This is a genomic window from Shewanella sp. KX20019 (assembly GCF_016757755.1).
Taxonomy (GTDB): Bacteria; Pseudomonadota; Gammaproteobacteria; order Enterobacterales; family Shewanellaceae; genus Shewanella.
On sequence record NZ_CP068437.1, the window covers coordinates 3,094,267 to 3,113,326 of the forward strand.

A 19,060-nucleotide genomic window follows, 5' to 3' on the forward strand; every position below is an offset into this window, starting at 1 on the left:
CTGATTAATGGCGAAAGAAGACAACATTGAAATGCAAGGCACAATCCTTGAAACCTTGCCAAATACAATGTTTCGTGTAGAACTTGAAAATGGTCATGTCGTAACGGCACACATTTCAGGAAAAATGCGTAAAAACTATATCCGTATTCTTACGGGTGACAAGGTAACGGTTCAACTGACCCCTTACGATTTGAGCAAAGGACGCATCGTCTTCCGTTCACGCTAAGTTATTATTAGCCTATAACGTATTTAAAAAAGCCGGCTATCGCCGGCTTTTTATTCTCTGTAATTCAATGAACTGTTGACTAGGATCTTCACTCTCCAGAGAGCGGAGCCAAGTGATGACTCCACTCAACGGTGTTTAGTGCACGGCTTGTTCCTGTGATTCAACCTTAATCACTATCTCATCGCCTTTTGCATCAACAGTGGCAACACCACCTTTTTCAAGATCACCAAAAAGAATCGCATCAGCAAGTGGGCGTTTAATTAAATCCGTCACGACTCGTGCCATAGGTCTTGCTCCCATAGACTTATCGTAACCCTTCTCGGCTAATAAGGTTCTTGCCTCATCAGTGACATTGAGCATCACTGACTTATCGTCCAGCTGAGCTTGCAACTCAACTAAGAACTTATCTACGACCTTTGCAATCACGGTCATATCAAGGTGATTAAACCAGATAATCGAATCTAAACGGTTACGGAATTCAGGTGAGAACACCTTGTTAATTTCCGATAACGCATCTTGAGTATGATCTTGCTGCTTAAAGCCTATCGATTTACGAACGGTTTCCTGTACTCCCGCATTGGTAGTCATCACGACAGTGACATGTCTAAAGTCAGCTTTGCGGCCGTTATTATCTGTCAAGGTACCGTGATCCATCACTTGCAGCAGCAAGTTATAGACGTCTGGATGGGCTTTTTCAATCTCATCAAGTAGCACTACGCAGTGCGGATTCTTAATCACGGCATCGGTTAATAGACCACCTTGATCGTAACCAACATACCCAGGAGGTGCACCAATAAGACGAGACACAGTGTGACTCTCCATGTACTCAGACATATCGAATCGAACTAGGTTAAGCCCAAGGCATTTTGCCAACTGGCTAGTGACCTCGGTTTTACCAACACCGGTGGGACCGGCAAACAAGAAACTACCAACAGGTTTATTCTCACCGCCTAAACCGCTACGAGATAAGCGAATAGCCGAGCTAAGCCCCTCAATAGCGATATCTTGACCAAACACCACCATCTTAAGGTTGCGCTCAAGGTTCTTAAGCATATCCTTATCAGAGCTCGATACCGACTTCTCAGGTATCCGAGCCATTTTTGCGATAATGGTTTCAATTTCACTTTGACCGATGGTCTTTTTACGCTTATTTGCAGGTAGCATCGCCATACGAGCGCCTGCTTCATCGATGACATCGATGGCTTTGTCAGGTAGATGTCTATCGTTAATGTGCTTATCAGACAGTTTGGCAGCAATGCTCAATGCTGCCATCGTGTAGCGCACATTATGATATTTTTCATAGGTTGACTTTAGCCCTTGAAGGATTTTAGTCGTCTCAGCAACAGAAGGCTCGTTGATATCAACTTTCTGGAAACGACGCGCCAATGCGCGGTCCTTCTCAAAAATGCTTTGATATTCTTGGAACGTTGTTGAGCCCATGCACCTTAAATTACCACTTGAAAGCAGTGGTTTAAGTAAGTTTGATGCGTCCATTACGCCGCCAGAGGCTGAGCCTGCGCCGATAATAGTATGGATTTCATCGATAAATAAAATGGCATGCTCATCATTAGCCAGTTCTTTGAGCAAACCTTTAAAGCGTTTCTCAAAATCTCCCCGATACTTGGTACCCGCAAGCAATGCGCCTAAGTCAAGCGAGTAAACAGTCGCTTCGCTCATTATTTCAGGCACTTCTTCTTTTACGATTCGATATGCTAACCCTTCTGCTATCGCTGTTTTACCGACGCCAGCTTCACCAACTAATAATGGGTTATTCTTACGACGGCGACACAAGGTTTGAATAGAACGCTCAATCTCTTCACCTCGACCAATCAATGGGTCGATTTCACCTTTTCTAGCTAATTCATTCAAGTTAGAGGTAAATTGCGACAAAATGCTGCGCTCTTCTTCAGTCTCCGTTTGATCCTCAATACGATTGGGTTCTGCATCGGTTTCAACATCATTCTTTGAAAAACCGTGTGAAATGAAATTAACCACATCAAGACGGTTAACATCACCAGAGCGCAATAAATAAACAGCTTGAGATTCTTGTTCGCTAAAAATGGCCACTAAAACATTGGCGCCAGTGACTTCGTTTCGCCCGGATGACTGGACATGGAAAACTGCTCGTTGCAAAACGCGCTGAAAACCGAGCGTGGGCTGAGTCTCTTTCTCTTCTTCAGGATCGGAAATGATAGGCGTGGTTTGTTGAATAAAACTCGAAACTTCATCTCTAAGTTTATCAAGGTTTGCTCCGCAAGCAACTAGCGCCTCTTGTGCGGCCGGGTTATCGATTAACGCCAACAATAGATGCTCAACCGTCATATATTCATGACGTGCATCTCTGGCTTGCTGAAAAGCCAGGTTTAAGGTGACTTCAAGATCTTTATTTAGCATAAGCACCCCCAAAAATTAACAACAGATTCAACCAAATTAGGCCTCCTCTAATGAACACAGTAACGGATGTTGGTTTTGTCTTGCAAACTGATTTACCTGAGCAACCTTAGTTTCTGCAATACCGAAAGGGAAAACACCACAAATCCCCTTTCCTTGATGATGAATCGCCAGCATGATTTCAGTGGCTTGTGCTTCATCCTTTCTAAAAAATAGCTGTAAAATCTCAATAACGAAGTCCATTGGAGTGTAATCATCGTTATTTAAAATAACTTTATACATAGAAGGTTGTTTTAGTTCTGATTCAACACTCTCTTCTACGTGTTCAACGTTTTCTGTTCTGCTCATGTTTCAATACTAGCCTCTAGTCTTGGCTTGTTCCAATTGATTATCGAACTCAATCTATTTAATACCACAAATCATACCAAATAGTATGTGCAACTTTGTACGGATTATGTTGCCTATTTGTTAATTTTATCTTGACAACTCACTTTTCTGCTTTCATTCTGTTCAGTACGCGAGGATCTTCCTCGCTGATAAGTTTTACTATCTTACTGGGAAGTGAACAACAGAAGGAAGTGGAAGTATGGCAAGCGGAACTGTTAAATGGTTCAACAACGCCAAAGGATTCGGGTTTATTTGCCCTGATGCTGGCGGTGAAGACGTTTTTGCACACTATTCTACCATCGAAATGGAAGGCTATCGAACTCTAAAAGCAGGCCAACCCGTCAGTTTCGAAGTGGAAGCAGGTCCAAAAGGTATGCACGCGTCGGCAATATCGACAACTAACTAGTTTAGTATGTGATTGAAATAAAAAAGCAGAGTAGCTATCTACTCTGCTTTTTTCTTGCTGATAAAAAGGCCTGTGCAATACAGGCCTTTTATCATTTAGCCATTAACAATTGCGTTCAATGTCGCACTTGGACGCATTGCAGCTGCAGCTTTGGCAGCATCAAGACGGTAGTATCCACCTAAATCAACTGCTGGACCTTGCGCACTATTCAACTCTGCAACGATTTTATCTTCATTACGAGTCAAATCTTCAGCAAATTGAGCAAACTGCGCTTGTAGCTCGCTATCTTGTGTTTGCGCGGTTACCGCTTGTGCCCAGTACATAGCAAGATAGAAATGGCTACCGCGATTATCAAGTTCGCCAACACGACGTGATGGTGACTTGTTGGTATCAAGGAACTGACCAATGGCCAAGTCTAGTGTATCCGCTAACACCTGTGCTTTAGCATTGTTGGTTGTTTGGCTTAGATGCTCTAATGATGCACCTAACGCTAAAAACTCACCTAATGAATCCCAGCGAAGGTGACCTTCTTTCTCTACCTGTTGAACATGTTTAGGAGCACTACCACCCGCGCCAGTTTCAAACAGTCCACCACCATTCATCAGTGGTACGATTGACAGCATTTTGGCACTGGTACCAAGCTCTAAAATCGGAAACAGATCAGTGAGGTAATCACGTAGAACGTTACCCGTTACTGAGATGGTATCTTTTCCAGCTTTAACACGCTCAAGCGTATAACGCGTTGCTTCCACTGGCGACATGATGTGCAGTTCAAGATCATTGGTGTCGTGATCTTTAAGATACAGCTCAACCTTTTTAATGATCTCTGTATCATGAGCACGAGCAGCATCTAACCAAAATATTGCAGGAGTCGCTGACAAACGTGAACGGTTAACCGCAAGTTTTACCCAGTCACGGATTGGCGCGTCTTTAACCTGACACATTCTGAAAATATCACCCACTTCAACCTCGTGTGACATTAGCACTACGCCATCTTGATCAACGACATTGACAGTGCCAGCATCAGTAACTTCAAATGTTTTATCGTGGCTACCGTACTCTTCGGCTTTTTGAGCCATCAGACCAACGTTAGGTACGCTACCCATAGTGCTAGGGTTAAATGCACCGTTATTGATACAAAAATCAATAGTTTCTTGATAAACACCGGCATAACAACGATCAGGGATCATTGCTTTCATGTCTTTTAGCTGACCATCAGGACCCCACATCTTACCCGAGGTACGAATAGCGGCTGGCATTGACGCATCAATAATCACATCACTTGGTACATGTAAATTAGTGATGCCTTTGTCTGAATCAACCATCGCCAATTCAGCGCTGCTAGCGTAAACCGCTGCGATATCAGCTTCGATAGCCGCTTTTTGTTCAGCAGGTAAATTTGCAATCTTGGCATACACGTCACCAACACCGTTGTTTACATCAACACCAAGTTCTTCAAATAACTGACCGTGCTTGGCAAATACATCTTTGTAGTAAACTTTAACCGCATGACCGAAAAGAATCGGATCCGATATTTTCATCATGGTGGCTTTCAAATGCAGTGATAATAAAACATCCTGCTCTTTCGCTTGCTTAGCTTCGTGCTCGTAAAAACTCACTAAAGCCGCTTTGCTCATAACTGCAGAGTCAATCACTTCACCGGCTTGTAGTGCGATAGCATTGCGTAATACCTGCTCAGAACCATCAGTTTTGTTTAATACAATTGAAACACTACCCGCGGCTACAACCGTGACTGATTTTTCACTACCATAAAAATCACCTTCACTCATGTGAGCAACGTGAGACTTTGAATCTGTAGACCATTTGCCCATTGAGTGTGGATTTTTCTGGGCAAACTTCTTCACTGAGCCTGGTGCACGACGATCTGAATTTCCTTCGCGCAATACCGGGTTTACCGCACTGCCTTTAATTCTGTCGTAACGCGCTTGGATATCTTTTTCAATATCATTTGCAGGCTCATCCGGGTAGCTAGGGATGTCATACCCTTTATTCTGCAGTTCCAAAATACACGCTTTAAGCTGCGGAACTGATGCGCTGATATTAGGTAACTTAATGATATTAGCTTCAGGCGTTTTAGCCAACTCGCCAAGTTCAGCCAGTGCATCACCGATTTTTTGCACAGCGGTTAAGTTTTCAGGGAAAACAGCGATGATGCGGCCAGAGAGTGAAATATCACGCGTCTCAACGTCAACACCTGCACTTTGAGTGAATTTCTGAATAATAGGTAACAAAGAAAGAGTTGCCAGTGCTGGAGCTTCGTCAGTTTCGGTATAGATGATCGTTGATGATTTATCGTTCATTTTTCGTCCTACATTATTTTAAATTTAAGATTTTTATAATAATTATGTCTATTTTTATGATGAAAAGGTAAAAAATTCAGTCACTTTCGATACTTATCGTCACTCACGCTGTGCGATAACTTGTTATTTTGCTCACCGCCTCGCTCTCAATTGAGGTCTCATAAACTCGCGAATTTAGTTGCGGATCACACTTTTATGGCCGACATCATAAAACATTCCGCGCAAGATTCAAATTCCACTAATGGCGTATGAGCAGTACAATAGGATAATTAGCCCCTTTTTAAAAAGTGAATTCGTGTGACTCAGCCATTTTCAAAGAAAAAACCGCAAAAGAAACCCACTAGACCCAATGGCTTCGCCACAAAGTCGGTGAACAAGCCCTACCGTCAATCGAATAAACCTAAAGGAGTTCAAAACCCTATCATTGTATTGTTTAACAAACCCTTTGATGTACTTTGTCAGTTTACTGATGAACAAGGGCGTAAAACCCTAAAAGATTTTATTCCAATTGCTGATGTATATGCAGCGGGACGTCTTGATAGAGATAGTGAAGGTCTATTGCTGCTCACTAATGACGGTAAATTGCAGGCTCAAATTACTGAGCCAAAAAAGAAAACCTTTAAAACATACTGGGTTCAGGTTGAAGGCGCACCGACAGAAGTAGATCTTGATAAACTGCGTAAAGGCGTTGAGCTAAAAGACGGCCTAACTTTACCCGCTAACATTAGTATTATGGACAAGCCTGCAGTATGGCCACGAATACCCGCGATTAGGGAGCGCGCCAACATTCCAACAACTTGGCTAAAAATTGAGATCTGTGAGGGAAGAAATCGTCAAGTCAGACGAATGACCGCCAATATCGGTTTCCCGACGTTAAGATTGATCCGCTATAAAATAGGCCAATGGAGTCTAGATGATTTACCTAATGGCCAGTACCGTCAACTGGATATGAGCGGCAAGAATGCCTAATAGGTATAAACCCAACACAACTGTAGCCTGTGTGATTGAAGCAAACGGTAAATATTTGTTGGTCGAAGAACTGATTGATGGCGAAATTAAATATAACCAACCCGCTGGCCACCTAGAGCCGAAGGAGTCGATTATCGATGCCTGTATTCGCGAAATTAAAGAGGAGACGGGTCTTGATATAAAACCCGAAGGACTGGTGGCGATATACCAATATACGGCAACAGAACAGCTTGCGTTTGTTCGTTATACCTTTTATGCAGCGCTTAATAAATGTGTCTCTTCAACGCCTTTAGACCCTGCTATCTGCAGCACTAGATGGCTCACATTTCCTGAGATAACCGCACTAAAACCTAAGCTACGAAGCCCGCTAGTGCTTAAATGTATTGAAGATTATCTAAACAATAAACACTATCCGCTGGATTTACTAAATGATCAATTGCTTTGATAGCTCAGTCACCTAATGCGTGATAGAATACGCCCCCGCAGAAAGCGGCTGATTTAGGCCTCCCTTGTAATTAGATTTTTTACCCATATATTTAGCTAATACATGGCTGCGACACTCGTCAAACACAAAGGTTTTTTAGAATTTATGACATCAATCGAACCCACTCATCTTGGTAAAAAAGTCATTGTCGGCATGTCCGGCGGTGTAGATTCATCTGTTTCTGCTTACTTGCTGATGAAGCAAGGCTATCAAGTAGAAGGCCTGTTCATGAAGAACTGGGAAGAAGATGACACGGATGAATATTGTGCGGCAGCTGATGATCTAAAAGATGCGCAAGCTGTCTGTAACAAGCTTGGTATTAAACTGCATACCGTCAACTTTGCCTCAGAGTACTGGGACAATGTGTTTGAATATTTCCTTGCTGAATACAAAGCAGGCCGCACGCCTAACCCCGATATCATCTGTAATAAAGAGATTAAGTTTAAAGCTTTTCTCGAGTTCGCGGATGAAATACTCGACGCCGATTATATCGCCATGGGTCACTACGTGCGTCGCCGTGATATCGATGGCACCAGCCAAATGCTTCGCGGTGTTGATGGCAATAAAGATCAAAGCTACTTCTTATACACTCTCAGCCACGAGCAAGTTGCCCGCTCGCTATTCCCTGTTGGAGAGTTACAAAAAAGCGAAGTACGTGAAATAGCCAAAGAGATGGGGCTAATCACCCACGACAAGAAAGACAGTACAGGCATCTGCTTTATCGGCGAGCGTAAGTTTACTGATTTTCTCGCCACATTCTTACCGGCACAACCGGGTAAAATTGAAACCAGCGAAGGCGAAGTGATCGGTCAACATCAAGGTTTGATGTACCACACCTTAGGTCAACGTAAAGGCTTAGGCATTGGTGGCCTTAAAAACAGTAATGATGACCCTTGGTATGTTGTTGATAAAGATCTGGTGCGTAATGTGTTAGTGGTTGGTCAAGGTGGTAATCACCCTCGCCTGATGTCTAACGGCTTGATCGCTGATCAATTACATTGGGTCGATAAGAAAGGGCCTGAAAACGGTACTAAAATCACCCTTAAAACCCGTTATCGTCAACACGACGTACCGTGCACAGTCACCTACGACAGTGTCGATAGAATTCGCGTTATTTTTAACGAGCCAGTTGCCGCAGTGACACCAGGCCAATCTGCAGTGTTTTATGATGGTGAAATCTGTCTTGGCGGCGGAATAATCGACGAACTAATAAGAGATTAATCCATGAGCGATCAGCTGTTTGAACGCACAATGGCTTTTGCTGGCATATTGCAAGCCGTAGCCCAAGTACAATACATCGCACGCAATGGCGACTCCGATAAAGACGCGCTAGCGGCAAGCTTGAATTCAGTGTTAGTCACTAGCCCCGAATCAACGGCCGATGTATACGCTGACCAAGATGCGTTGAGAAAAGGTTATCAAATGATTGTTGCCCAGCTGGGTGACGGCAAGGAAAAAGATGTTGAAGTTACCCGCTATCTAGTGGGCATTTTGGCACTGGAGCGTAAACTTACGCGCTCATCTAATGCCATGGGGATGTTGTCTGAGCGGATAAATCAAATTCATCGCCAACTTGGACACTTCGACATTACTGATGAGCAGGTCATTGCTAATTTTGCGAGTATATACAGTGATATAGTTAGCGAGCTTGGGCCTAAATTGCAAATATCAGGTAACCCAGAGTTTCTAAAACGCACCCAGACACAACACAAGATCCGCGCCCTTTTACTGTCTGCCATGCGCAGTGCAGTGTTATGGCGACAATTAGGAGGCAAGCGTAGGCATCTTGTCTTCGCAAGAAAAACAATAGTCGATACAGCTATGAAAAGCCTCACCCTATAATATAAGACAAGTTCATCAAGGAGCTTCTAATGGAACTTTCCGCACTAACTGCTATCTCTCCGGTAGACGGTCGTTATGGTAGTAAAACCGCCTCATTAAGAGGGATTTTCAGCGAGTACGGCCTGACCAAATACCGTGTTCAAGTCGAAGTAAACTGGCTAAAGCTGCTCTCCAGCAGTCCAGAAATTGAAGAAGTTCCCCCTTTTAGTGAAGCTGCACTGGCTTTGCTTGATCAAATAAAAGATAACTTTAGCGAAGCTGATGCCCAGCGCGTAAAAGATATTGAAGCCACCACCAACCACGATGTTAAAGCGGTTGAATACTTCATTAAAGAACGTATTGCAGATAACGCTGAACTTGTTGCTATTGACGAGTTTGTGCATTTTGCCTGTACATCTGAAGATATTAATAACCTTTCACATGCATTAATGCTAACAGAAGCACGTGATCAAGTGGTTGTACCCTATTGTCAGAAAATTGTTGATGCGATCAAAGCATTGGCAAAAGAGCACAAGACGGTACCATTGATGTCGCGTACCCACGGTCAACCCGCTTCACCTTCTACTTTAGGTAAAGAGATGGCTAACGTTGCAGTACGTCTTGAACGTCAGCTTAAGCAAGTTTCTAACGTTGAAATCATGGGTAAAATTAATGGCGCTGTCGGTAACTACAACGCTCACATATCTGCTTACCCAGAAGTTGATTGGCATGCCCTTTCACAGCGTTTTGTTACTAGTCTTGGCATCAATTGGAATCCGTACACGACTCAAATTGAGCCACACGATTACATTGCAGAGTTGTTTGACGCATTAGCACGATTCAACACCATTCTTATCGATTTCGATCGTGATATTTGGGGTTACATCGCATTAGGTCACTTTAAGCAGCGTACTATCGCCGGTGAAATTGGTTCTTCAACCATGCCACATAAAGTGAACCCAATTGATTTCGAGAACTCTGAAGGTAACTTGGGCATTGCCAACGCGTTAATGCAACACTTAGCCGCTAAGCTTCCTGTTTCTCGCTGGCAGCGTGACCTGACTGACTCTACAGTTCTACGTAACTTAGGTGTTGGTATGGCTCACTCTCTTATCGCTTACCAAGCGACATTGAAAGGGATCAGCAAGCTGCAAGTTAACGAAGAGCAACTTCGTAAAGAACTTGATGGCAACTGGGAAGTACTTGCAGAGCCAGTACAAACAGTCATGCGTCGTTATGGCATCGAAAAGCCATATGAGAAGCTAAAAGAACTTACTCGTGGTAAGCGTATCGATGGTCAGCAACTAGCTGTCTTTATCGATGGCCTTGAGCTACCTGATGAAGTGAAAGTTGAGCTTAAGAAGATGACACCTGCCAACTATATTGGCCGTGCTGAAACTTTTGTTGATGAGCTTAAGTAATCAAAAATACCAGATGTAGTTAGACTACTAATGGTTCAATTAAGGCGGTAAGCTTAGGCTTATCGCCTTTATTTTTATCCTTTTCATGGGTGCAGCCAAACATGTACAGCCTTAATTTAGACACCAACGCTTTTCTTAGCGACTATTGGCAAAAAAAGCCATTACTCATCAAAAATGCATTTCCAAATTTTGAAGAGCTCATTAGTCCAGATGAACTTGCAGGTTTAGCCTGTGAGGAGGAGGTATCTTCCCGTGTTGTAGTAACCAAAGACAACGATTGGCAGATCTGCCAAGGGCCCTTTGAAGATTATGATCAGTTTGGCAGTAGCCATTGGCAGTTGCTGGTACAAGCGTTAAATCATTGGTATCCAGATTCAGCAAATTTTATTGATGCTTTCCGCTTTATTCCTGATTGGCGCTTCGACGATTTGATGGCCTCATTTGCAACACCAGGCGGTGGCGTCGGTGCGCATATTGATAACTATGATGTATTTATTATTCAGGGTGAAGGCGAGCGTCACTGGACTGTAGGTGAAAAAGGCCAATATGCACCCAAAAATAATGACCCAACTACACCGTTGATCGAAGGGTTTTCCCCGATCATTGACGTGGTATTGGAAAAAGGCGACATGCTTTACATCCCTCCAGGCTATCCACATCAAGGCCAAACGTTAACCACTGCAATGAGCTATTCAATAGGCTATAGAGCGCCGAGTCAGCAAGAGCTATTTAGTGCATTAGCAGATGCACTGATTGATACCAACACAGGGTTAAAGCGATTCACCTCAACATCAGAACCGACCATCGCTAACCAAGTGAGTGTTAGCCACCAGCAAGATATGATGGCACTGATAAGCGAACTCGCCAGCGACCCCGAAAGTTATCAAACGATGCTGGGCAACATGTTGAGTCAGAATCGATTTGAATTAGATTTGTGTGAGCCAGAACAGCCTTACACTGCCGACATGCTGAAGGAGGATATTGAACAAGGCGCACAGTTATGCCGTATTGGTGGTTTAAAATTGCTACAGCTAGAAAATGATTCACTATCACGGGTATTTGTTAATGGCGAAGCCTTTGTCCATCCAGCTAGCATCACTGTCGATGTAACTATACTGGCGAACAGCTGCAGTTTTGATCCTGAAAAAACTGAACAGTTGCTGCAAAATGTGCCTACTCAAGACCTCGTTCTGACACTGCTTAATCGTGGCTATTTTTACTTGGGCTAATGCGATGAAAATCGAATGTTGGGTGTTGAATTAGGCCGTAAAGCGGCCTTTTTTATGCCTAGAGTGATTCACTTAACTCATTAATATTACATAGTAATCAGACTGTCACACAGTCGTGCTAACTGAATATGATTATTAATACCTATCGATAATGGTCATGAACTGCAATTTCGGACAGGTGGTAATGAGCTACCAACCCACGCTTCCGGCACTCTCTCAATGACACAGAGCAAAGCCACCTTTCAATATAAAAAGCACATCCATCGCAGAAGGCGTTGTTCAAGTAGGACGGGTATATATGCCCAGAAAATAAAAAAGCCTGAACAAAGTAAACTGTTCAGACATTTTTATAACTGGTTTTATCGGGGATGTTTAAGCAACAGGTCCCCAGATTTTATCATCGGCCTGCATGTTATAGAGCCCTTCCGCTCGTGAGATCAGTAGCTCGGCAAACTTCGCTTGCGCAGGGTCTTTGACCAAGCTTGAGCGCTTGATATTCTCCGCTTTCATTTGCCAAATCATAGAAAAATGGCGAATTGCATCTCTAGCGGTAGCCGCAACGTTAACATCAACGTAATCAGAAGGCAGGTCACCGGACATCACCCAAAATGTTTGCTTAGATGGCTTTTTAGATTCCATTTTCCAAATGGCAACAAACGGCGCTAAATAACGGCTTTCATCAGCATGAACTTTACTTGGCAAAATCCCTTTTTCAGCGAGAAACTTGTTTGCTTTTTGAAACTGAGTTCTGATCCACTCTTGTCTTAACGCTTCTTGGTCTTGAGCTTGTTCGACTTCTTGTTCAGCCATCTCTTCCTTCCTTTCTTATTTTCTTATTTTCTTTTTGAATTCCTAAAAACAGCAACTCTTTTATAATTTACCAACTTACTTAGCATAAGTAACACTTAAAACTTTACGTTAACGTAAAGTGGAAAGCAGAATTGCCACACGGATCACAAATAATCCGAATCTTTACTTTGTTGAGAGTATCGCTAAATGCTATCGTTCTGCAATAAATATAACAAGCAGATCGCACTGTAATCTAGCAGTAGCGGCATTATCGGTGCTCATAGCGGAGATCAACAAGTGGCAGTATTCAATCACATCTCTTTTGACGACCATGAACAAGTCGTTTTTTGTCAGGATAAAGAAAGCGGCCTTAAAGCCATTATTGCAATTCATAACACCAACTTAGGCCCCGCTGTAGGCGGTTGTAGAATGTGGAATTATGAATCTGACGATGAAGCGATAACCGACGTACTTCGTCTGTCTCGTGGAATGACCTACAAAAATGCATTAGCTGGCCTGACCATGGGTGGCGGCAAGTCAGTTATTATTGCAGATCCCAAAGTAAAAGATCGTGAAGCCCTCTTTAGAGCCTTCGGCCGTTGTATTGATACCTTAGGTGGAAAGTACTATTCAGCTGAAGATGTCGGTGTTTCAACAGCCGATATTATGATCGCGCATCAAGAGACGCCTTATATGGCGGGTTTAGAGGGCAAGAGTGGCGATCCGTCGCCATACACTGCACTTGGTACTTTCTTGGGTATTAAAGCTGCTGTGAAGCATCAGCGTGGCTTAGACAGCCTTAAAGGACTTAAGATCTCAGTTCAAGGCGTTGGTCATGTTGGTTACTACTTATGTCGTCACCTGCACGAAGCAGGCGCAGAGCTTATCGTTACCGACATACATCAAGAGTCGCTGGACAAAGTGGCAACTGAATTTGGCGCTACGGTTGTGGCACCGCAAGATATCTATCATCAAGATGTTGATGTCTACGCCCCCTGTGCACTGGGGGCAACAATCAATGACATCACTATTCCGATGCTAAAAGCGACTATCATTGCAGGTTGTGCCAATAACCAGCTTGCTGAAGTGCGTCATGGTGAGTTGTTAAAGGAGCAAAACATACTTTATGCGCCAGATTATGTGATTAACGCCGGTGGTATTATTAATGTCTCTTTTGAAAAAGACTATGATGCCAGCGCAGCGACTGCCAAGGTGGAAGAGATCTACAACACGCTTATCACCATTTTCAAACAGTCTGATGAACAAAATCGTACAACCGGTGATGTGGCTGATGAAATGGCACGTGAGATAATTAACGCTGCTAAGTAATATTTAGCTTTTTTAAAAAAGCCAAGCATTAGCTTGGCTTTTTTTTGCCAATTTTCTCACGTAGTGGCAAATATATAGCGTATATTCATAAAATTTTCATTCTACTGAACTGGCAAAGGTCATATTCCTCTGCTTGAATTAAAGGCCCTAGGATAATAGTGGGTCGTCGAATGGTGTGTTTTAAGTATGATCTCAACCAAGAGAATATTGAACTACAAGCCAGTAACTGGTGTGGTTTAGAGCAAGCATACGTAGATGGCAAGCGGGTATCTAGAAAAGTAAACTTTGGCCACCAGAGCGAGCACAATGTTGTGCTCAAAGATGGTAAACCCGCGAAGTTGCATCTATTTCTCGATCCAAGGACCGAACAGATTACCTGCCTGATCTATAAACAGAACAACTTAGTGGCAAGTCTAAAGCAGGGGAAAAAAGACCTATATCGAAGCCGTTTAATAACCCAACAAAGTATTCTTGCTATCGGCTTATTAGTCGTATTAATACTGACTATCAGTTAAGTCAACATAACGTGATATTATTAGATGTAACACAAATGAGCTGACTTGCTTGATAATTTCCGCTGCCTGCAGTTGCCGTTGTAATTGATAGCTTTTGTTTATCTAAACCATTTTCAATCAATACCGCTTTAACAACTGTTCCGTCACGAGCAAAATTAACCGCAGCAATAAAGTCCCCCACATACAGATCTCTATACAACTTAACACTGATACTGCCAATAGAGCGAGGCTCTAAGCGCCCCTCTTCAACGATTATGGTTGAGCCATTCGCAAGTAAAATAGATTGAATAAACCCTTCACTAGAGCTTGTTTGTTTAACTGCTGGTGCTATTGGCGGCTTAGATTTATTGATATTGACAGAACAAGCAGTTAATACAGCAATTACAGCCACGATGAGTAGGGTTCGATACATAAAAACTCCATTTAGCGAGTACCATTTTATTAAAAGCCTGTTTTATATCAGAAATTCATTGCGCTACAAGGATATCGATAAGACAAGGTTCAACCTGTAAACTGATTTATTTTATTAATCAGCGCTAAGAATGTCGTTCGTTCGTCAAAATCTAAGTGATCTAAAAAGGTTTCATTGACTCGCTCAGCTTCACGAATAAGATCTTGCTCCAATGCTTTACCATTATTAGTCAAATAGATATTGAAGGCTCGACGATTGTCGACATCTTGCTGACGAGTGATTAATTGCTGCTGCTGAAGCTGATCGAGTAACCTAGTCATGGTGTAATTAGCCACATCACAACGTTTGGAAAGTTCAGTTTGTGTCACACCCTCTTCCTGCCAAAGTGAAAACAGCACTGGCCAGAGCTTTATGTCCAGATCATAGCGTTTAAGCTTTTGATCTAACGCATTTTGTAGGTCTACATTTAGATGGGAGACCAGGTAACCTAAACTTTCGAACCGATTCAATCAGCACCTCCACAGCAATATAGCGCTTCATTTCATCTTATCACTTACGCTGGAAGAAACTAGCCTTAGGATTAGCTAATTATCAATATTCAATCAAAAAGCTTATTAATCATCAGCTTAAAACATACTGTTGAGCTTACGGTAAAATAAAGCACTTAAGCGATAAACTCATTGATAAAGCGATAAAAACAGGCTCTATTGAGCCGCGCGATAACACCTCTTTCTACGGTCAACGTGATGTTATCGTCACTGACAATGAATGCCTCAAGTGACGAAATGCTGTGGCGCGTATCAATACTCGACAGCAACTCAAAACCACCCTGTTCATCAGCATCATAATCCACAATGATCAATGCTTGGTTAGCAACATCGACTTTTAACTTTTCTACCGGCGTGATGAGAAAGTACTCATCATCAATTTTATTCAAAATACTGGCAAATAGCTTACTAAACTTGAGCGGTAATTTTCCATCCTGATAAAACCAGTCACCGTTATCAATGATCTCAAAAATCGCTTTATCAGCACACAAGGGAGCGCCCGCTTTTAAAGATGTAATCGCATCAGACGCATTCGATATCTTTGATGTCATTTCCGCCTCCACTCTTTTTAACTGTAGACTCATTTATAAGAGTATAAAAAAACTAGCGAATGCTAGTTTTAATATTGAGTGTCGTTATAGTAAATTTAACAATGCTTCTATCGGATGTTTTGGCTTAAAACCGCCAAAACGTTTCACCTGACTTCTGCAGGAATAGCCTGAAACTAATATTTGCGATTGAGGTAGCTCCGATAACGTTTGCTCCCAAGACATAGCATACAAGGATTTTGAGCGCTCAAGGTTTTCAGCTTCATGACCATAAGTCCCAGCCATACCGCAACAACCTAGACTAACAGTATTAAGCTTAGCGCCAAAATATTCAAAAATACCTTGCCACTCATTTGCGGTATTTGGCTTGGTCGTTGATTCAGTGCAGTGGCTAAACCAAGTGAACTCGGGGTGACCGAGCTCGCTGTCTTGAGCTCCATGTTCGCCTTGCGTTAACCTCGGCTCAGTTTTTAGTACATCTAATAACCACTCATTTGATAACTGAACATGAAATTGGCCTCTTGCGCCACCGAGTACTTCAGCATACTCATCTCGATAGCAAAGCACTAAGGCTGGGTCAATTCCAACCATGGGCATATTAAGTTTAGCAACCTCATTTAAGAAATCGGCAGTCGACTTAGCAGTTCGTGCAAACTTGTCCAAGAAACCTTTAATATGAATAGGCTTTCCGTTGGGTTTAAACGGCAGTAGCACAGGTTTTAGCCCCAATTTTTCAATAAGCTGTATAAAATGCAGTACCGTTCCGGCCTCATAAAAGCTGTTAAAGGGATCTTGTACTACTAATACGTATTCACTGCGTTCCGATATTGGAATTTGTTGCAGTGCCGCTAAATCATAACCACGGCTTGGGTGCCCTTCTAAACGTTGCTTTAACGTCGGTACAGATAAAGCGGGCGCATCAACATAACCAAGTGATTTTTTGATAACCCACTTACTCAAACTGTTCTGTGATACCGCATTAACCAGTTTAGGTGCAGTAGCCATCAACGGCAGTGAATCTTCGATGCCTGCAACCAAGTAGTCTTTTGCTGGGCGCAAATAACGCTGATAATAAATATCAAAGAATTGCGCTCTAAACTTGGGCACATCGACTTTGACTGGGCACTGGCTTGAACACGCTTTACACGCTAAGCAGCCCTTAAGCGACTCCATAACTTCATGGGAATAGTCGTACTCTTTATCTATTTTTAAGCTATTCTGCGCCCTTTGCAACCAGCCTAAAGGCTTAGCACGAGCCAGCTCATTAACATCAATGCCTTCAGCTTCTAGTAAACGCAACCATTCACGCATAAGTCCAGCACGCCCTTTCGGGGATTGAACTCGGTCGCCGGTCACTTTAAACGATGGACACATTGGCGAATATGCACTGTAGTTAAAACACAGGCCATTACCATTACAATTCATCACATCAGGAAATGCATTTCGAGTTTGAATAGGAATTTGTCTATCAAAGCTACCGCGCTTAACACTGTCGACATTGTAAATCATCGGTCCGCTGTTTTTGGGTGCCACTAATTTACCTGGGTTAAGCTTATTGTGCGGATCAAACAATCCTTTAACTTCCTCTAGCAAACCATACAGATGCTCACCAAAAACCGCCGGGCCATATTCACCACGAACACCTTTCCCATGCTCTCCCCACATTAAACCGCCGTACTTAAGCGTTAAATCTGCCACTTGATCAGAAATGGTTCTAAGCAATTTTTCATCTTCGACATCGCACATATCCAGTGCTGGTCGCACATGCAATACACCTGCATCGACATGACCAAACATGCCGTATTGTAATTGGTGGCTATCGAGCAACGCTCTAAATTCAATAATAAAATCAGCTAACTTCTCAGGCGGTACTGCGGTGTCTTCGGCAAATGCCAACGGCTTACGAGTACCTTTAGCGGCGCCCAATAGCCCGACGGCTTTTTTACGCATCGCATAGATAGTATTAATACTGGCTATATCAGATGTGACCTGATAACCCAAAAGTCCGGCTTCATTATCGCCAATTTGCGAGATTAACATCGCTTCAAGCTTTGCTAATCTTGCTTCAACATCCGCTTGCTCACCAGCGAATTCGACCATATTTAAACCGTCTATTTCATGACCTGTGACGTCGGCAATCAGTGATGACACCGAATGCCAAATAATATCCTCTTTGGCGAGGTTAAGCACTTTTGAGTCTACTGTTTCCACTACTGTTGCATTGGTTTTAACGAGATCGGGAGCATGGCGCAACGCCGATATAAATGAATCATATTTGATGTTAACCATCATTCGGCACGTCGGTAGCGGGGTAATATTCAATTTGGCTGCGGTGACCACCGCCAGCGTACCCTCAGAGCCCGTCAAAATTCGTGACAGATCGAAATTATCTAACGTGTCATCCCAGACATTCTTAAGATCGTAACCGGTCAAGAATCGGTTCAACTTTGGAAATTGTTGCTCAATCTGCTCACGGTTACCTTTACACATATTGGCGACTGTTGTGAGTAACTGTTGACCTAATACGTTATCGGTAACCGCTGTAACATCGTCTAGTTCTGCAAGAGTGACAGGCTTAGTATGCAACTCGCTACCGTCAAACAAAACACTCGTTAGCCCAAGTACATGATCAGAGGTTTTACCGTAGACCAGTGATCCTGCGCCAGACGCATCGGTATTGATCATGCCGCCTAACGTGGCGCGATTGGACGTTGACAGATCAGGGCTAAAGAAGAAACCATGGGGACGCAATGCATCATTGAGTGCATCCTTTACGACGCCAGCTTGTACTTTTACCCATCCTTCGGCCGCATTCACCTCTAAAACTTGATTCATATAACGCGACATATCGACAATAATGCCATGGGTTAATGACTGACCGTTAGTGCCAGTACCGCCGCCTCTCGCACTAAACGCCACCTTGGTAAACTCTGCTTGATTGGCAAGTATTAACGCTATCTGCACATCTTCAGCCGTTTTAGGATAAATAACCGCTTGTGGCAAAAACTGATATACCGAGTTATCGGTCGCTTGGGCTAAACGCGCACTATAGCGTGTATCAATGTCGCCCGAGAACACTCCCTCTTCTAACGTCGTTAAAAAAGAAAGGTATGTGGGTTCAAGCGTTTGTTGATGCGATAATTTCGGTAACATAGCTGCTTCTGTCAATTATTATTCTTAAGATTATGCCGATCATTATAAACAAAAAAAAGCCGCTAAATAGCGGCTTTTTTGATGTTTTTAACGAATTGTTAAATCACGCAG

General features: G+C 42.9%; 18 protein-coding genes. 10 read left to right on the plus strand and 8 right to left on the minus strand.

The genetic code is table 11. The features are described from left to right. Positions 1–7 precede the first annotated feature (7 nt). Entirely contained in the window at positions 8–226 is a 219-nt protein-coding gene (gene infA, locus JK628_RS13585) for a translation initiation factor IF-1 (protein ID WP_005500725.1), read from the plus strand. 135 nt (positions 227–361) lie between these two features. Here infA and clpA read toward each other — a convergent pair whose 3' ends face one another. After that, positions 362–2,620 carry an ATP-dependent Clp protease ATP-binding subunit ClpA gene (clpA, locus tag JK628_RS13590; RefSeq protein WP_202285172.1) on the minus strand — a complete coding sequence of 753 codons (2,259 nt, stop codon included), beginning with the start codon at positions 2,618–2,620 and terminating at the stop codon, positions 362–364. A gap of 36 nt (positions 2,621–2,656) precedes the next feature. After that, positions 2,657–2,965 carry an ATP-dependent Clp protease adapter ClpS gene (gene clpS, locus JK628_RS13595; protein WP_202285173.1) on the minus strand — a complete coding sequence of 103 codons (309 nt, stop codon included), beginning with the start codon at positions 2,963–2,965 and terminating at the stop codon, positions 2,657–2,659. A 238-nt stretch (positions 2,966–3,203) separates the two neighbouring features. Here clpS and cspD point away from each other — a divergent pair, with 238 nt between their 5' ends. Beyond that, complete coding sequence (gene cspD, locus JK628_RS13600; protein ID WP_202285174.1) at positions 3,204–3,410, plus strand: cold shock domain-containing protein CspD; 207 nt, start codon at positions 3,204–3,206, stop codon at positions 3,408–3,410. 95 nt (positions 3,411–3,505) lie between these two features. Here the strand turns inward: cspD and JK628_RS13605 are convergent, their stop codons facing one another. Further along, a complete protein-coding gene (locus JK628_RS13605) occupies positions 3,506–5,731 on the minus strand; it encodes an NADP-dependent isocitrate dehydrogenase (RefSeq protein ID WP_202285175.1) in 2,226 nt (741 codons plus the stop codon). Positions 5,732–6,028: 297 nt separating this feature from the next. Here JK628_RS13605 and JK628_RS13610 point away from each other — a divergent pair, with 297 nt between their 5' ends. From JK628_RS13610 to JK628_RS13635, 6 genes are all read left to right on the plus strand, one after another. Continuing rightward, positions 6,029–6,700, plus strand: a complete 672-nt coding sequence (locus tag JK628_RS13610; protein ID WP_237524021.1) for a pseudouridine synthase — start codon at positions 6,029–6,031, stop codon at positions 6,698–6,700. Beyond that, complete coding sequence (locus tag JK628_RS13615; RefSeq protein ID WP_202285176.1) at positions 6,693–7,145, plus strand: NUDIX hydrolase; 453 nt, start codon at positions 6,693–6,695, stop codon at positions 7,143–7,145. Before JK628_RS13610 ends, JK628_RS13615 begins: the two co-directional genes overlap by 8 nt. Before the next feature lie 144 nt (positions 7,146–7,289). Beyond that, positions 7,290–8,405, plus strand: coding sequence for a tRNA 2-thiouridine(34) synthase MnmA (mnmA, locus tag JK628_RS13620; protein WP_202285177.1), 1,116 nt, complete (start codon positions 7,290–7,292; stop codon positions 8,403–8,405). Positions 8,406–8,408: 3 nt separating this feature from the next. Then, the gene (hflD, locus tag JK628_RS13625; protein ID WP_202285178.1) at positions 8,409–9,026 is read left to right on the plus strand and encodes a high frequency lysogenization protein HflD; all 618 of its coding nucleotides are present in this window, start codon (positions 8,409–8,411) and stop codon (positions 9,024–9,026) included. A gap of 29 nt (positions 9,027–9,055) precedes the next feature. Then, a complete protein-coding gene (gene purB / locus JK628_RS13630) occupies positions 9,056–10,426 on the plus strand; it encodes an adenylosuccinate lyase (RefSeq protein WP_202285179.1) in 1,371 nt (456 codons plus the stop codon). A 101-nt stretch (positions 10,427–10,527) separates the two neighbouring features. Further along, positions 10,528–11,655 (plus strand): cupin domain-containing protein, encoded by a 1,128-nt coding sequence (locus JK628_RS13635; RefSeq protein WP_202285180.1) that lies wholly within the window; start codon positions 10,528–10,530, stop codon positions 11,653–11,655. Positions 11,656–12,027: 372 nt separating this feature from the next. On the opposite strand, the gene JK628_RS13640 is transcribed toward JK628_RS13635, so the two are convergent. After that, complete coding sequence (locus tag JK628_RS13640) at positions 12,028–12,465, minus strand: DUF4826 family protein (protein WP_202285181.1); 438 nt, start codon at positions 12,463–12,465, stop codon at positions 12,028–12,030. 276 nt (positions 12,466–12,741) lie between these two features. On the opposite strand from JK628_RS13640, the gene JK628_RS13645 reads away from it, so the two are divergent. Continuing rightward, on the plus strand, positions 12,742–13,773 hold the full coding sequence (locus JK628_RS13645; RefSeq protein ID WP_202285182.1) for a Leu/Phe/Val dehydrogenase: 1,032 nt from the start codon (positions 12,742–12,744) through the stop codon (positions 13,771–13,773). A 170-nt stretch (positions 13,774–13,943) separates the two neighbouring features. After that, on the plus strand, positions 13,944–14,288 hold the full coding sequence (locus tag JK628_RS13650) for a hypothetical protein (protein WP_202289823.1): 345 nt from the start codon (positions 13,944–13,946) through the stop codon (positions 14,286–14,288). A gap of 1 nt (position 14,289) precedes the next feature. On the opposite strand, the gene JK628_RS13655 is transcribed toward JK628_RS13650, so the two are convergent. From JK628_RS13655 to ydiJ, 4 genes are all read right to left on the minus strand, one after another. Further along, a complete protein-coding gene (locus tag JK628_RS13655) occupies positions 14,290–14,700 on the minus strand; it encodes a PliI family lysozyme inhibitor of I-type lysozyme (RefSeq protein ID WP_202285183.1) in 411 nt (136 codons plus the stop codon). Positions 14,701–14,789: 89 nt separating this feature from the next. Further along, complete coding sequence (locus tag JK628_RS13660) at positions 14,790–15,209, minus strand: MarR family winged helix-turn-helix transcriptional regulator (protein ID WP_202285184.1); 420 nt, start codon at positions 15,207–15,209, stop codon at positions 14,790–14,792. A gap of 155 nt (positions 15,210–15,364) precedes the next feature. Beyond that, positions 15,365–15,799 carry a DUF1285 domain-containing protein gene (locus tag JK628_RS13665; RefSeq protein WP_202285185.1) on the minus strand — a complete coding sequence of 145 codons (435 nt, stop codon included), beginning with the start codon at positions 15,797–15,799 and terminating at the stop codon, positions 15,365–15,367. Positions 15,800–15,883: 84 nt separating this feature from the next. Beyond that, on the minus strand, positions 15,884–18,949 hold the full coding sequence (gene ydiJ, locus JK628_RS13670) for a D-2-hydroxyglutarate dehydrogenase YdiJ (protein ID WP_202285186.1): 3,066 nt from the start codon (positions 18,947–18,949) through the stop codon (positions 15,884–15,886). Between the last annotated feature and the right edge of the window lie 111 nt (positions 18,950–19,060).